Raw genomic sequence first — 13907 nt, 5'->3', positions numbered from 1 at the left:
TCCTTGCTTACTGTTCGGTGATGCCGGCGGCCAGGGTCTGGCCGTCGGCGGGGTGAATGACGAGGAACGAGCCGGCGTGGCGGTTCGCGCCGTACGGCTCGAGCGGCAGCGGTGCCGCGAGACGGAGGCGAGCGCGGCCGATGTCGTTCGCCTCGAGCGTCTCGGCGGGCTCGTGGGCGAGCGTGTCGAGGTCGCGCTTGGAGTCGACGGATGCCACGAGTGCCTGCACCGTCGCCGTGCCGTGCTTCACGAGCACCCGGGCCCCGGGCAGCAGCGGTCGCGGGTCGAGCCAGAAGAGCTCGGCGTCGACGTCGCGGCGCCCCTCGGGGAGTGTTCCCGTCTCGACGATCACGGCGCCGCGAGCGGCGTCGATGTCGTCGGCGAGGCGCAACGCCACCGACTGGGGTGCCACCGCCTCGTCGAGGGATGCTCCGGCCTGGTCGATGCCCGCGACGGTCGTCTCGATGCCCGAGGGAAAGACGCTCACCCGGTCACCGACGCGCACGCGGCCCGAGCCGATGCGGCCCGCGAACGCGCGGTAGTCGCGGAACGACTCGGCGCGCTCGGGGTCGCTCGCGACATCCGGAGCCAGACCTCCCTGCGGGCGGAGCACGAGCTGCACCGCGAGGCGGAACGCGTCGAGCTCGGTCTCGAGCTCATCGAGGGAGGGCAGCTGCTCGAGCAGTTCGAGGAGCGCGGGGCCGTCGTACCAGGGGGTGCGCTCGGAGCGCGTGACGATGTTGTCGCCCTCGAGCGCCGACACGGGCAGCACGTGCACGTCGTCGAGGCCGAGCTCGGCGGTGACACGTCGCACGTCGGCGTCGACCTCGATGAACGCCTGCTCGTCGTAGCCGAGCAGGTCGATCTTGTTGACCGCGATGATGACGTGCGGCACCCGGAGCAGCGCGACCACGGAGAGGTGGCGCCGGGTCTGCTCGAGCACGCCCTTGCGGCCGTCGATGAGCACGACGACGGCGTCGGCCGTGGTCGCGCCGGTGACCATGTTGCGCGTGTACTGCACGTGGCCGGGGCAGTCGGCGAGGATGAAGCTGCGCGCCCCGGTGGTGAAGTACCGGTAGGCGACGTCGATCGTGATGCCCTGCTCGCGTTCGGCGCGGAGTCCGTCGGTGAGGAGTGCGAAGTCGAAGCCCGTGCCGTCGCCGAAGCCGCGCTCGGCCGAGGTGCGCGCGACGGCCTCGAGCTGGTCGGCGAGGATCGCCTTCGAGTCGTGCAGCAAACGGCCGACGAGCGTGGATTTGCCATCGTCGACCGAGCCGGCGGTCGCGAAGCGGAAGAGCGTGCCGGTCATCAGAAGTACCCGTCTTTCTTGCGGTCCTCCATGGCAGCCTCGGAGATGCGGTCGTCGGCGCGCGTGGCACCGCGCTCGGTGAGGGTGGACTGGGCCACCTCGCGCACGACGCCGGCGACGTCGGCGGCATCCGACTCCACGGCGCCCGTGCAGCTCATGTCGCCGACAGTGCGATACCGAACCGTGCGGAGTTCGACCGTCTCGTTGGGACGCGGGGGCGAGACCTCGCCCACTGCGCGCCACATGCCGTCGCGGCGGTAGACCTCGCGCTCGTGGGCGAAGTAGAGCCCGGGCAGCGGAATGCTTTCGCGCTCGATGTAGCTCCACACGTCGAGCTCGGTCCAGTTGCTGATGGGGAACGCGCGCACGTGCTGGCCCGGGGTGTGGCGCCCGTTGTACAGGCTCCAGAGCTCGGGGCGCTGGTTGCGCGGATCCCACTGGCCGAACTCGTCGCGCAGCGAGATGATGCGCTCCTTGGCGCGGGCCTTGTCTTCGTCGCGACGCGCTCCGCCGAAGACGGCGTCGTGCCGGCCGGCCGCGATCGCGTCGAGGAGCGGCTGCGTCTGCAGCGGGTTGCGGGTGCCGTCGGCGCGCTCGTGGAGGCGACCGTCGTCGATGTAGTCCTGCACGGCGGCAACCTCGAGGCGCAGGCCGAGGCGCTCCACCGTGGCGTCGCGGAACGCGATGACCTCGGGGAAGTTGTGGCCCGTGTCGACGTGCAGCAGCGGGAACGGCACGCGCCCCGGCCAGAACGCCTTCGCGGCGAGGTGCAGCACGACGACGGAGTCCTTGCCGCCCGAGAACAGCAGCACGGGACGCTCGAACTCCGCGACGACCTCGCGGATGATGTGGATGGCCTCGGACTCGAGCACGTCGAGCGCGTCGAGTTCGGTGCGCGCGCCCTCTTGAACCCGCGAGAACGTGGTGTCGGTCATAGGTGCAATCCGCATTCGGTCTTGGCGAGGCCGGCCCAGCGGCCGGACCTCGGGTCTTCGCCCTCGGCGACGGGCTTGGTGCACGGCTCGCAGCCGATCGACGGGTAGCCGTGCGACATGAGGAGGTTCACCGTCACCTGGTTGGCGCCCGCGTAGTCGAGCAGTTCGTCGAAGGTCCAGGCCGCGAGCGGGTTCACCTTGATGAGCCCGTTGCGCTCGTCCCACTGGAGGAGCGGCGTGTTCGCGCGGGTCGGTGCCTCTTCGCGGCGCACGCCCGTGAACCACAACTCGTAGCCGCCGAGGGCTCGCTGGAGCGGCTCGACCTTGCGGCGTGCACAGCAGAGGCCCGGGTCGCGGGCGAAGAGCTCGGCGCCGAACTCGGCGTCCTGCTCGGCGACGGTCTGCTCGGGCAGCACGTCGACGACGCGCACATCGAGCGCACGGGCCACCTCGTCGCGGGTCACGTAGGTCTCGGTGAAGTGGTACCCCGTGTCGAGGAACAGCACGTCGACGCCGGGCAACTGTGCGGCGACCACGTGCGGCAGCACGGCGTCGGCCATCGAGCACGCGACCGCTGCGGCATCCGCCGAGAAGTTCTCGGCCACCCAGGCCACGACCTCGGCAGCGGATGCCTCGGGGCCGCCCTCGGGCGAGAGCAGCGCGTTGCCCGATTCGACGAGCGCGCGCAGGGTGTCGGCGTTGCGGCGGGTCGTGGCCTCGATACGCGTCGCCTCCGGCGTCGCTACTCGACCACCGGGAGTCGCCACTCGACTCCCGGAGGCACCGAGGTTGCGGGCGCTCACTGGAGTGCCTCCTCTTCGGCTCGGTGCGCCCACTCGGCGAAGGTCTCGTCGATCGCGGCGTCGCGGTCGGCGAGGAACCGCAGCACGAGCCGCTCGACGTAGTCGACGAGCCCGTCGGCGGTCACCTTGAGTCCGCGCACGGTGCGGCCGAGGCCGGCCTCCTCGCGGTCCTTCGACGCGAGTCCGCCGCCGAGGTGCACCTGGAAGCCGGGCGTCTGGCCGCCGTCGCCGTCGGGGAGGAGCTGGCCCTTGAGCCCGATGTCGGCGGTCTGGATGCGCGCGCAGGAGTTGGGGCATCCGTTCACGTGCAGGCTGAGCGGATGCGGCAGGTCGAGCCCGGCGAGCCGCTCCTCGAGCGCGAGCACCGCGTCGGTCGCGGTCTGCTTCGTCTCGACGATCGCGAGCTTGCAGAACTCGATGCCCGTGCACGCGATCGTGCCGCGGCGGAAGACGCTCGGCTTCGCCGAGAGGCCGAGCTCCTCGAGCTCGGCGACGACCTGCTCGACGTCGCGCTCCTCGATGTCGAGCAGCACGAGCTTCTGGTGCGGCGTCGTGCGCAAGCGGCCCGAGCCGTGGCGCTCGAGGAGGTCGGCGAGGGCGGTGAGCTTGGAGCCCGAGACGCGTCCGACGAACGGCGTGACGCCGATGTAGTAGCGGCCGTCGTGCTGGCGGTGCACGCCCACGTGGTCGCCCTGCGTGCGCGGCTTGGGAGCTGCCGGGCCGTCGGGAAGCGGGGCGCCGAGGTACTCGGTCTCGAGCACCTCGCGGAACTTCTCGGGGCCCCAGTCGGCGACGAGGTACTTGAGGCGCGCCTTGTTGCGCAGGCGCCGGTAGCCGTAGTCGCGGAAGATCGCGGCGACGCCGAACCAGACGTCGGGAACCTGCTCGGGGGCGACGAACGTGCCGAGCCGCACCGCGAGGTGCGCGCTCGTCGAGAGGCCGCCGCCGACCCACAGGTCGTAGCCGACGCCGAGTTCGGGGTGGGTCACGGCGACGAAGCCGACGTCGTTGATCTCGTGCACGACGTCTTGGCTGGGGTGGCCCGTGATCGCCGTCTTGAACTTGCGCGGCAGGTTCGCGAGTTCGGGGATGCCGATGTACCGCTCGGTGATGGCGTCGATCGAGGGCGTCGGGTCGATGAGCTCGTCGGCGGCGATGCCGGCGACCGGGGAGCCGAGCACGACTCGCGGCACGTCGCCGCACGCCTCGGTCGTGCCGAGCCCGACGGCTTCGAGGCGCCGCCAGATCTCGGGCACGTCTTCGACGCGAACCCAGTGCAGCTGCACGTTCTGGCGGTCGGTGAGGTCGGCGCTGTCGCGGGCGAACTCGGTGGAGATCTCGCCGATCACGCGGAGCTGCTGCGTCGTGAGCTGGCCGCCGTCGATGCGCACCCGGAGCATGAAGTACTCGTCTTCGAGCTCGTGCGGTTCGAGGGTTGCGGTCTTGCCGCCGTCGATGCCGGGCTTGCGTTGCGTGTAGAGGCCCCACCAGCGGAACCGGCCGTGCAGGTCGGTCGGGTCGATCGACGCGAAGCCGCCCGCGGCGTAGGTGTTTTCGATGCGCTCGCGCACGGCGAGGCCGCCGTCTTCCTGCTTCCACACCTCGTTGGCGTTGAGCGGAGTGGTGCCGTCGATCTTCCACTGGCCGTGCGGACGCGAAGCGGGGCGTGGCGGGCGGTTGCCACGGTCGGTGCCGGCCGGGCGTTGGGGAGCGGCATCCGTTGTCGTCGGGGTCGTCACGGGCTTCCTCCTTCCTCAACCGGCGCAGGTGCGCGAACGGTGGTATTCGCTCGAAGCTAGGCGAGGTCGGCGGCTGCCGACAATGTGCGTTGTCACGCCCGGTCACGTCGTGTCGCATTACGTCACAGAGCGACGCACGAATGCGCGCACGGGTTGCGGGGCCGAGACTGGCGGACGAAGTGACGCGAATCGACCTTCGCGCTGTCGCGAAGGTCGATTCGCGTCATCTCGCGGGCCTGGCTGAGATGGTGCCGGCCGTTGCGGCGCGTTCAGTCGAGCTGAGCGGATGCCGCGGCGTAGCGGTCGAGCACGATGTCGACGAGCTCGGACGGCGCCGGCTCATCCGGCACCAGGAGCGGGCGCGCGGTCACGTCGGCCCCGGCGCGCACGGCGAGGCGGTCGAAGTAGCCGGGAGCGAGCAGGTAGTTCGCGACGACGACGCGCTCGCCGTCGGCCGCGGCCAGGCGCGCGGCGGCCACCGCGTCGGGAAGGGACGGCTCGGCGGCCGACAGGAAGCCGAGGGAGATGTCGCGGCCGGATGTCTCAGCGAGCCGCGCGGCCATGTCACGACAGTGATCGACGGCCCGAACGTCGCTCGACCCGGCGACCGCGAGCACGACGTGGTCGCCCTCACGGAGCCCCGCCTCGTGCAGGCGGCGCTGGAGCACGGCGACGAGTCGATCGTCGGGTCCGAGCGCGCCGGCGAGCACGACCGTACGGTCGGTCTCGGTTTCGACGGCCTCGGTGAGGTCGACGTGCACGTGGTAGCCGGCCGAGAGGAGCAGCGGCACGACGACCGCGGGCTCGCCCGGAGCCAGGGTGGCGAGCGTCGCCGGCACGTCGGGTTGCTCGACGTCGACGTGCCCCAGCCGAACGGAGGAGGCAGCCGACGGATGCCGCGCGGCCACGGCCGCCTCGACGGCCTCGTGCAACCCGCGCACCGCCCGCCTTCCCTCATCGGAGGACGTGCCGTGCGAGATGCCGACGAGTGCAGGAGGCCGTGCAGTCATCCGCCCATGGTGCCAAATTCGCGGCGGCGACGCATTCCGGTGCGTCGTCTCGTGACGTCAGCCGGCACCTGGAGGTCGAGGAGAAGCCGCCTCAGCCCTCGAGCACGAGCGCAAGCGACGTGTCGCCGCACGGCACGACGGTCGCGCCGCCGGGCAGCGCCGCGGCATCCGTCTCCGTGACCGCATCGCGCAACGGCGTGAGCGCGTCGACGAGGCCGTCGAGCCGGAGCAGCGCACCGGTGGCACGATGCGGGTCGGTCGACGTGACGATGCGGCCCGAGGCGTTCACGAGGGAGCACGGATGCCCCGACTCGCGGATCACCGGGAGCAGCACGCGCTCGAGGCGCGCGACGTACAGGTCGGTGCCGACCATGCCCGCGAGCTCTCCGGCGGCCATCACGGGTGTCGTGATCGTCACCGTGTAGTCGTCGGTGCAGAGGTAGTCGACGTAGGGGCCGGTGAGGTGCCGGGTGCCGGTGCGCTCGGGCACCCGCCACCACTCGAGCGTCGTATAGTCGCGGAACTGCTCGGAGTCGGGGTCGTTCACCGCGTCGAGGCGGCGCAGCCCGGCGTCGGGCGCCGCGCGGAAGGTGTTCGCCCCGCTCAGCCACCACGCGAGATGCCACGGTGCGTCGAGGAGGAACCCGGGCGTCGCCACGAAGCCGGCGCCCGTGATGAGGCTGCCGGTTCGCTCGAGCTCGGGAGCCACGAGGGCGGCGATGAGCGGGTCGAGCGTCGCGGCACGCGGCTCGGGTTCGGTCGCGATCGCGCGCTCGACCGCGTCGCGCCAGCCGTCGATCATCGCGAAGACGGGATCGATGGTCGAGGCGATGCGCTGCGCGATCAGTTGCGCGGTGACATCGACGGTGACGGTCATGTCGCGCCTCCTTCCGTTCGTTCGGCGACGGATGCCCCTGGCGGCCCGGTTGCTCCGGACGCCCCTGGCGGTTCGCTCGCCTCGAGCCGCACCTTCTCTTCGATGAGCCATTCGACGGCCGAGGCGATGTGCTCGGTCGTCACCCGGCGGGCCCGTTCGGGCTCCACCGCTCGGATCGCCTCGATCACCTCGAGTCGCGCCTGCCTGCTTCGGTCACGATAGTCCTGCTCACGCAGGCAGAGCCAGAGCAGACTTCCGGTCTCGGCCTGCAGGCGCAGCTCCTCGTGCACGAGTCGAGGCGACTGGCTGACCGCGGCGATCTCCAATTGGAAGCGCCCGACAGCCCGACGTGCGCCGCCCGGAGTGGTGAGGTCGGCGCGCTCGTCGATCTCGACGAGGCTCTGCACGTCGTCGTCGCTCGCGCGATCTGCCGCGACCTCGGCGGCCATGCCGGCGATCGCCGCATAGTGCAGCGAGAGGTCGCGCAGCTCGATGCGGCTCTGCGATCGCACGCGCTGGTCGACCATTCGTGTCGTCGTGTCGCGGTCGTGCGTGACGAAGCTGCCGCCGTCGCGACCGCGCCGAGTGAGCACGAGGCCCTTGTCGCGCAGCGACTCGAGCGCCTCGCGTGCCGTCACGACGGCAACGCCGAGACTGCGGGCGAGCTCGGATTCGCTCGGGAGGCGCTCGCCGTCGCGCAGCACGCCCGCGACGATGGCGTCGGTCAGGCGCTGCTCCACGAGCTCGGCGCGCCCGGCGCCGTCGAGCGGCGAGAAGACGACCGCGCGCGTGGCGTCGGCGCGGCCCGTGGCCTGCGGCATCCGACCTCCCGGCATCCGTGCTGGCGAATCTGTGACATGACCGTAACACGGGCCTCTGGACATTTACATCTGGAGCCATATGATTTTGAGACACGAACATCTGGTTCCAGATGTTTTGGTATGTCGAAGGAGATCCCATGACCGACTCGCAGCCGGCCATCCGCCTGACGGGGCTCACAAAGGAGTTCGGTTCGGTCACCGCCGTCGACCACGTCGACCTCGAGATCGCGGCCGGCGAGTTCTTCTCGATGCTCGGCCCCTCGGGCTCGGGCAAGACCACCGTGCTGCGCCTGATCGCGGGCTTCGAGCAACCCAGCGGCGGCACGATCGAGCTCTTCGGGCGCGACGTCACGAAGCGCGCGCCGTTCGACCGCGACGTCAACACGGTCTTCCAGGACTACGCGCTCTTCCCGCACATGAACGTGCTCGACAACGTGGGCTACGGTCTGCGAGTGCGCGGCATCGGCCGCAAGGAGCGAAACGAGCGGGCGATGCGCGCGCTCGCCGCGGTTCGGCTCGAGCAGATGGCCGCCCGCAAACCCTCGCAGCTCTCGGGCGGCCAGCGACAGCGGGTCGCGCTCGCCCGCGCCACCGTCGTCGAGCCGAAGGTGCTGCTGCTCGACGAGCCGCTCGGCGCCCTCGACCTTAAGCTCCGCGAGCAGATGCAGGTCGAGCTCAAGGAGATCCAGCGCGAGCTCGGCATCACCTTCATCTTCGTCACGCACGACCAGGAGGAGGCGCTCACCCTCTCCGACCGCATCGCCGTCTTCAACGACGGCCGCATCGAGCAGCTCGGCACGCCCGCCGAGCTCTACGAACGACCCGGCTCTCGATTCGTCGCGGACTTCGTCGGCACCTCGAACCTCCTCGACGACACGCGTTCGCGCGAGCTGCTCGGCCGAGCGGGCGAGCACTCCGTGCGGCCCGAGAAGATGACCGTCGGCACGGGCGAGCTCGCGGGCGACGGGGTTCGCAACGCGTGGGGCACCGTCGTCGAGGCGATCTACCTCGGCAGCGGCATCCGTCTCGTCGTCGACCTCGACGCCGGCACTCGCGTGACCGTGCTCGAACAGAACGACCGGCACCGCACCCACGACGACGAACGCGGCGATCGCGTCGTCGTGAGTTGGCACGACGCCGACGTCGTCGCGCTCGCTGTGGCGGCGGATGCCGCGGCGTGAACAGACCAGCACCACACGGCACACCACACAGGAACAGGAGAGAACCATGAAGCGGATTCCCCGCACGGCACGCCGTGGCGCGACAGTGGGCCTCGCGATCGCCTCGATCGCGCTACTCACCGCTTGCGGCACGACGGCTGCCAACGATGGAGGCGGCGAGGCGGCCGACGAGCTCGGCGAGTTCGAGGGCCAGGTCTCGCTGCTCGCGTGGCCCGGCTACGTCGAAGACGGCACGAACGACCCCGCGGTCGACTGGGTGACGCCGTTCGAGGAGGACACCGGTTGCGAGGTCACCTCGAAGACCTACGGCACGTCGGATGAGGCGTTCAACCTCATGAAGACGGGCGAGTACGACGTGGTCGCGGCATCCGGTGACGCGTCGCTGCGCCTCGTCGCCGCGGGCGACGTCGCGCCCGTGAACACCGACCTCATCCCGAACTACGAGGGCATCTACGACTTCCTGAAGATGCAGTCGTGGAACTCGGTCGACGGCGAGGCCTACGGCGTGCCGCACGGCTACGGCGCCAACCTCCTCATGTACAACACCGAGCTGTTCCCCGAGGCGCCCACCTCATGGGACGTCGTCTTCGACAAGGCGAGCGAGCACTCCGGCAAGGTCACGGCCTACGACTCGCCCATCTACATCGCGGATGCCGCGCTGTACCTCATGCACCACCAGCCCGGGACCGGTATCACGAACCCGTACGCGCTCGACGAGACGCAGTTCAAGGCGGCCGTCGACCTGCTGAAGGAGCAGCGCGCGCACATCGGCGAGTACTGGTCGGACTACCTCAAGGAGATCCAGGCGTTCGAGACGGGTGACACCGTCGTCGGCACGAGCTGGCAGGTCATCCAGAACGTGCTCGAGAGCTCGGGAGCGCCGACCGCGGTCACGCTGCCCGAGGAGGGCGCCACCGGATGGTCCGACACGTGGATGATCGCGTCCGAGGCGAAGAACCCGAATTGCGCGTACGCGTGGCTCGACTACATCGCGAGCCCCGAGGCGAACGCCCAGGCGACTGAGTACTTCGGCGAGGCGCCGTCGAACGAGGCCGCGTGCGAGTTCCGCTCCGAGGGATCGTGCGAGGCGTTCCACGCCGGTGACGAGGAGTACGCGTCGCAGATCTGGTACTGGTCGACCCCCATCGCCGAGTGCCTCGATGGGCGCACGGATGTCGAGTGCGTCGACTACTCCGGCTGGACCGAGGCCTGGTCGGAGATCAAGGGCTGATGACCTCGACCCCCGCGGAGCTCCGTCCTCGTCGCACAGCGGCGAGGGCGGGCTCCGTCTTCCTCAGCACGCACCCGCGGGCGCGGCTCGCGCTGCTGCTCAGCGCACCGCTCTTCTGGCTCGGGCTCGTCTACATCGTGGCGCTCGTGCTGCTGCTCGTGACCGCGTTCTGGTCGGTCGACAGCTTCACAGGGCAGATCAGCCAGACGTGGACGCTCGACAACATCCTCACCGTCATCACGGGCTCGCTCTACCAGACGGTGACGCTGCGCACCCTCGGCGTGGCGCTGCTCGTGACCCTCATCGATGTCGCGCTCGCGCTGCCGATCGCGTTCTACATGGCGAAGGTCGCGACGCCGCGGATGCAGCGCATCCTCGTCATCGCGGTGCTCACGCCGCTGTGGGCTTCGTATCTGGTCAAGGCGTATGCCTGGCGCTCGGTGCTCTCGCAAGACGGCATTCTCGAGTGGCTCGTCGCGCCGTTCGGCGGGCACACCCCGGGCTACGGACTGCCCGCGACGATCATCACGCTCGCCTACCTGTGGCTGCCGTACGTGATCCTCCCGATCTATGCGGGACTCGAGCGCGTGCCCGATTCGCTGCTCGAGGCATCCGGAGACCTCGGCGGCAAGACCTGGTCGACGCTGCGGCTCGTCGTCTTCCCGCTCGCGCTGCCGGCCATCATTGCCGGCACCATCTTCAGCTTCTCGCTCTCGCTCGGCGACTACATCACGGTGAACATCGTGGGCGGCGCGAACCAGATGCTCGGCAACCTCGTCTACACGAACGTCGGTGCGGCGAACAACCTGCCACTGGCATCCGCGATCGCACTCATCCCGATCGTGATCATCTTCGGCTACCTCTTCCTCGTGCGCCGCACCGGTGCGCTCGACAACCTCTAGGGATCACGGATGCGACTCTCCCGCCTTTCCCGCACGACGCTCGGTCTCGTGACCGGGCTCATCCTCCTGGTCGTCTACGTGCCGCTGCTCGTCGTGCTCGTGAACTCGTTCTCGACGTCGACGTCGCTCACGTGGCCGCCGCCGGGCCTCACCCTCGAGTGGTGGGGGCGCGCGTTCCGGAGCGCCGGCGCGCTCGAGGCCGTCGGCACGAGCGTGCAGGTCGCGATCGTCTCGACGATCATCTCGCTCGTGCTCGGCACGCTCATCTCGCTCGCGCTGCAGCGATTCGAGTTCTTCGGCCGCGAGGCGATCAGCCTGCTCATCATCCTGCCGATCGCGCTGCCGGGCATCATCACGGGAATCGCGCTCAACAACTTCTTCCGCACGATCATGGGCGTGCCGCTCTCGATCTGGACGGTCGTGATCGCGCACGCGACGTTCTGCATCGTCACGGTGTTCAACAACGTCATCGCGCGGCTGCGGCGGCTCGGCACGAATCTCGAGGAGGCCTCGGCCGACCTCGGCGCCGGCGTCTGGACGACGTTCCGGCTCGTGACGTTCCCGCAATTGCGGTCGGCGCTCCTGGCGGGTGGTCTGCTGGCGTTCGCGTTGAGCTTCGACGAGATCATCGTCACGACGTTCACGGCGGGGTCGGGGGTGACGACGCTGCCGATCTTCATCCTGAACAACATGTTCCGGCCGAGCCAGGCGCCGATCGTGGCGGTCATCGCGGTGGTGCTCGTGCTCGTGTCGATCATCCCGATCTACATCGCGCAGCGGCTGTCGGGGTCGGAGCAGCAGCGACGCTGAGTGCGAGGAGGCAGAATGTCCGATATGGATGCCTCCCTCGCCACCGATTTCTCCGCGTCGCTGCCCTCGTGGCTCGTCGACGACCTGCCCGCGCTCGCCGCGTCGCCGCTCCGCACCCCCGAGGATCGGATGCGGCTCGTGAACGAGCTCGCCGATCGCAACTGGCGTGCGGGCAACGGCGGGCCGTTCGCGGCGATCGTCGTGGACGCGGCATCCGGAGCCCTCGTCTCGATGGGCGTGAACGTGGTGCTCGCGAGCGGAATCACCTCGATGCACGCCGAGGTCATGGCGCTGAGCCTCGCGCAGCGCGCGGTCGGCCGGTGGGATCTCGGCGCGGGCGGCGCCGACCTCGAGCTCGTCGTCAACTGGCGGCCGTGCGTGATGTGTTACGGCGCGACGATGTGGTCGGGCGTGCGGCGGCTCACGATCGCGGGCGAGGGAGCGGAGCTCGAGCGGCTGACGGGGTTCGACGAGGGGCCGATGACGGAGGACTGGGAGGGCGAGTTCGAGCGGCGCGGCATCCGCGTGTCAGTCGGCGTCGGACACGACGACGCGCTCGAGGTGTTCCGCGCCTACGGGGCGTCGGACGCCGTCGTCTACAACGCCCGAGGCCTGACGGAGACCGGCGGCGCGTAGCGGCAGGCTTCCCTTTCGGCGACGGCGACGGCGACGGCGGCGGCGGCGGCGGGCGTCGCGGGCGACGCAATCCAAGGGGATGTCTCTCTGCAAAACCGGTAGATTCGTCGATTTGCTTACCGGTTTCGCGGAGAGAACATCGCCTGGGTTGGACCCGGTGGGTTACCGGGTCACTCGGTAGTGTCCGTGTGGTCGGTGTCGCTGTCGCGACCGTGCACGTGATCGCGGTGGCCGAAGCGGTGGCGGTGTTCACCGTCGTGACGGTGGTCGAACCCGTGCCCGCGCTCGCCGTCGTGAGAGTGGCCGAAGCCGTGGCCGCGTTCGCCGGGGCGACCGTGGCCGAACGAGCGGCGGCGCTTGCGCGGCATCCGCTCGTCTTCGCTCCAGCCGAGCTTGCGGGCGATCGCCTCGAGCGAGCTCATGGTGGTGGCGAAGTCCTCAGGGCTGACGGCCTCAGCGACGGTCGAGCGGAGTGAGGAGACGCGCCCGTGCAGGGACTGCAGGGCGGCCTCGCCGGCTTCGGTCAGGCTCCAGGAACCGGGTTCGCCGGTGCCCAGCCGCGTTCGGCGAGCGGAGCGATGCGCTCGGGGCGCGCTGCCAGCCGCTCAGTCATGCGCGGGTCGGAGACCGTACCGGCGATGAGGTTGAGCCGACGCCAGTCGCGGCGGCTGATGCCCTCCGCGGCGAAGAGGTCGCGCATCGTGTCGTCTAGGCGACGGTCGATGACGCGGAGCCAGTAGCCGAGGGGCCGCGGGCTCGTGGGGGCGGTGGTTTCGTTGTGGTTGTCGTGGGTGGTCATGCGTGTTCCTTTCGTGACGCGGTGCGCGTCGGTGTTGCGGGCGGCACTCGAGGCTCGCCCGCTCGGGGAGGTGCTCACGGGCGGCGGATCCGCTCACGCCGGTGTCGGGCACCTGATCAATTACATGCACTAGTACATGTGTATGTAGAATGACATACATGAACGGATCGCGTCAAGTCCCGCCCGGTGAACGCTCAGGGTCGGATGGCCAGGCCGACCCGAACGACCCTGTCGCCCTCATCGAAGCGGCCCTGGTTGCCATGCGCCGCGACCAGGGCCGGAGGCGGCTGCAGCGTCGCGCCGAGGCCAACGAGCAAGGGTTCGGTCATGTCGACGGCGATGCCTCCGGGCATGCCCACGCGCACGACGAGCACGCGCACGAGGAGCACTTTCGCGGACACGGCCACCGACGTGGTGGTCGCTGGGCAAGCGGGCCCGACGCTGGCGACGCCGAGGGCGACGCCGGGCTGCGGCATCCGCATCATCATGGCGGCCGCCGCGGCGATGGACTCGCGCAGGCCGCGCGCTTCCGCTTGCTCGACGCGCTCGAGGGCACCGATCGCCCGCCGTCGGTCAGCGAGCTCGCCGACGCGATCGGGGTCGACCAGCCGCGCGCGAGCCGTCTCGTGCAAGCGGCCGTCGACGCCGGCCACGCGCGGCGCGAAGCCGACCCGGCCGATGCGCGCCGCAGCGCCATCGTGCTCACGGCCGCCGGCCGGAAGCTCCTCGCCGACGCGAGGGGCACGCGGCGCAACGCCGTCGTGACCGCGCTCGCCGACTTCACCCCCGACGAGCGCGCCGAACTCGCCCGCCTGCTCTCACGCTTCGTCGCGGCCTGGCCGCGCGACTGACCC

15 protein-coding genes are annotated in these 13907 nt (G+C 70.2%); 7 read left to right on the top strand and 8 right to left on the bottom strand.

Annotation, left to right across the window (positions count from 1 at the left end; translation table 11 throughout):
- Window positions 1-7 precede the first annotated feature (7 nt).
- The 7 genes from QFZ29_RS16780 to QFZ29_RS16750 form a co-directional block, all read right to left on the bottom strand.
- The gene (locus tag QFZ29_RS16780) at window positions 8-1309 is read right to left on the bottom strand and encodes a sulfate adenylyltransferase subunit 1 (RefSeq protein WP_306895230.1); all 1302 of its coding nucleotides are present in this window, start codon (window positions 1307-1309) and stop codon (window positions 8-10) included.
- A complete protein-coding gene (cysD, locus tag QFZ29_RS16775) occupies window positions 1309-2244 on the bottom strand; it encodes a sulfate adenylyltransferase subunit CysD (protein WP_306895229.1) in 936 nt (311 codons plus the stop codon). Before cysD ends, QFZ29_RS16780 begins: the two co-directional genes overlap by 1 nt.
- Window positions 2241-2966, bottom strand: coding sequence for a phosphoadenylyl-sulfate reductase (locus QFZ29_RS16770; protein ID WP_306896783.1), 726 nt, complete (start codon window positions 2964-2966; stop codon window positions 2241-2243). Before QFZ29_RS16770 ends, cysD begins: the two co-directional genes overlap by 4 nt.
- Window positions 2967-3043: 77 nt before the next feature.
- Complete coding sequence (locus QFZ29_RS16765) at window positions 3044-4786, bottom strand: nitrite/sulfite reductase (protein ID WP_306895227.1); 1743 nt, start codon at window positions 4784-4786, stop codon at window positions 3044-3046.
- 269 nt (window positions 4787-5055) lie between these two features.
- Entirely contained in the window at window positions 5056-5796 is a 741-nt protein-coding gene (locus tag QFZ29_RS16760) for a sirohydrochlorin chelatase (protein WP_306895225.1), read from the bottom strand.
- A 91-nt stretch (window positions 5797-5887) separates the two neighbouring features.
- The gene (locus QFZ29_RS16755; protein ID WP_306895223.1) at window positions 5888-6673 is read right to left on the bottom strand and encodes a cache domain-containing protein; all 786 of its coding nucleotides are present in this window, start codon (window positions 6671-6673) and stop codon (window positions 5888-5890) included.
- Complete coding sequence (locus tag QFZ29_RS16750) at window positions 6670-7494, bottom strand: FadR/GntR family transcriptional regulator (protein WP_306895221.1); 825 nt, start codon at window positions 7492-7494, stop codon at window positions 6670-6672. The genes QFZ29_RS16755 and QFZ29_RS16750 overlap by 4 nt, the downstream gene beginning before the upstream one ends.
- Window positions 7495-7631: 137 nt before the next feature.
- Between QFZ29_RS16750 and QFZ29_RS16745 the strand changes: the two genes are divergently transcribed.
- From QFZ29_RS16745 to QFZ29_RS16720, 6 genes are all read left to right on the top strand, one after another.
- A complete protein-coding gene (locus QFZ29_RS16745) occupies window positions 7632-8675 on the top strand; it encodes an ABC transporter ATP-binding protein (RefSeq protein ID WP_306895219.1) in 1044 nt (347 codons plus the stop codon).
- Between the two features lie 46 nt (window positions 8676-8721).
- Window positions 8722-9906: an ABC transporter substrate-binding protein gene (locus tag QFZ29_RS16740; protein ID WP_306895217.1), complete on the top strand. Its 1185-nt coding sequence runs from the start codon at window positions 8722-8724 to the stop codon at window positions 9904-9906.
- Window positions 9906-10808, top strand: coding sequence for an ABC transporter permease (locus QFZ29_RS16735; RefSeq protein ID WP_129520225.1), 903 nt, complete (start codon window positions 9906-9908; stop codon window positions 10806-10808). The genes QFZ29_RS16740 and QFZ29_RS16735 overlap by 1 nt, the downstream gene beginning before the upstream one ends.
- Before the next feature lie 9 nt (window positions 10809-10817).
- Window positions 10818-11618 carry an ABC transporter permease gene (locus tag QFZ29_RS16730; protein ID WP_306895213.1) on the top strand — a complete coding sequence of 267 codons (801 nt, stop codon included), beginning with the start codon at window positions 10818-10820 and terminating at the stop codon, window positions 11616-11618.
- A 24-nt stretch (window positions 11619-11642) separates the two neighbouring features.
- The gene (locus QFZ29_RS16725; RefSeq protein WP_306895211.1) at window positions 11643-12254 is read left to right on the top strand and encodes a nucleoside deaminase; all 612 of its coding nucleotides are present in this window, start codon (window positions 11643-11645) and stop codon (window positions 12252-12254) included.
- Between the two features lie 188 nt (window positions 12255-12442).
- Complete coding sequence (locus tag QFZ29_RS16720; RefSeq protein ID WP_306895210.1) at window positions 12443-12730, top strand: hypothetical protein; 288 nt, start codon at window positions 12443-12445, stop codon at window positions 12728-12730.
- A gap of 47 nt (window positions 12731-12777) precedes the next feature.
- Here the strand turns inward: QFZ29_RS16720 and QFZ29_RS16715 are convergent, their stop codons facing one another.
- Complete coding sequence (locus QFZ29_RS16715) at window positions 12778-13053, bottom strand: hypothetical protein (protein WP_306895208.1); 276 nt, start codon at window positions 13051-13053, stop codon at window positions 12778-12780.
- Window positions 13054-13211: 158 nt separating this feature from the next.
- On the opposite strand from QFZ29_RS16715, the gene QFZ29_RS16710 reads away from it, so the two are divergent.
- The gene (locus tag QFZ29_RS16710; RefSeq protein ID WP_306895206.1) at window positions 13212-13904 is read left to right on the top strand and encodes a MarR family winged helix-turn-helix transcriptional regulator; all 693 of its coding nucleotides are present in this window, start codon (window positions 13212-13214) and stop codon (window positions 13902-13904) included.
- The last annotated feature ends 3 nt before the right edge of the window (window positions 13905-13907 follow it).

This window comes from Agromyces albus, assembly GCF_030815405.1.
Classification (GTDB): domain Bacteria; phylum Actinomycetota; class Actinomycetes; order Actinomycetales; family Microbacteriaceae; genus Agromyces; species Agromyces albus_A.
The sequence above is the reverse complement of the archived record's forward strand: the minus strand, read 5'-3'. Positions and strand labels throughout refer to the sequence as shown.

Excerpts from the sequence above, each read along its gene's own strand:
- QFZ29_RS16755 (WP_306895223.1), bottom strand. The coding sequence starts at position 6,673 with ATGACCGTCACCGTCGATGTCACCGCGCAACTGATCGCGCAGCGCATC.
- QFZ29_RS16715 (WP_306895208.1), bottom strand. The coding sequence starts at position 13,053 with ATGACCACCCACGACAACCACAACGAAACCACCGCCCCCACGAGCCCG.
- cysD (WP_306895229.1), bottom strand. The coding sequence starts at position 2,244 with ATGACCGACACCACGTTCTCGCGGGTTCAAGAGGGCGCGCGCACCGAA.
- QFZ29_RS16780 (WP_306895230.1), bottom strand. The coding sequence starts at position 1,309 with ATGACCGGCACGCTCTTCCGCTTCGCGACCGCCGGCTCGGTCGACGAT.
- QFZ29_RS16725 (WP_306895211.1), top strand. The coding sequence starts at position 11,643 with ATGGATGCCTCCCTCGCCACCGATTTCTCCGCGTCGCTGCCCTCGTGG.
- QFZ29_RS16745 (WP_306895219.1), top strand. The coding sequence starts at position 7,632 with ATGACCGACTCGCAGCCGGCCATCCGCCTGACGGGGCTCACAAAGGAG.
- QFZ29_RS16710 (WP_306895206.1), top strand. The coding sequence starts at position 13,212 with ATGAACGGATCGCGTCAAGTCCCGCCCGGTGAACGCTCAGGGTCGGAT.
- QFZ29_RS16730 (WP_306895213.1), top strand. The coding sequence starts at position 10,818 with ATGCGACTCTCCCGCCTTTCCCGCACGACGCTCGGTCTCGTGACCGGG.
- QFZ29_RS16740 (WP_306895217.1), top strand. The coding sequence starts at position 8,722 with ATGAAGCGGATTCCCCGCACGGCACGCCGTGGCGCGACAGTGGGCCTC.
- QFZ29_RS16760 (WP_306895225.1), bottom strand. The coding sequence starts at position 5,796 with ATGACTGCACGGCCTCCTGCACTCGTCGGCATCTCGCACGGCACGTCC.
- QFZ29_RS16750 (WP_306895221.1), bottom strand. The coding sequence starts at position 7,494 with ATGCCGCAGGCCACGGGCCGCGCCGACGCCACGCGCGCGGTCGTCTTC.
- QFZ29_RS16735 (WP_129520225.1), top strand. The coding sequence starts at position 9,906 with ATGACCTCGACCCCCGCGGAGCTCCGTCCTCGTCGCACAGCGGCGAGG.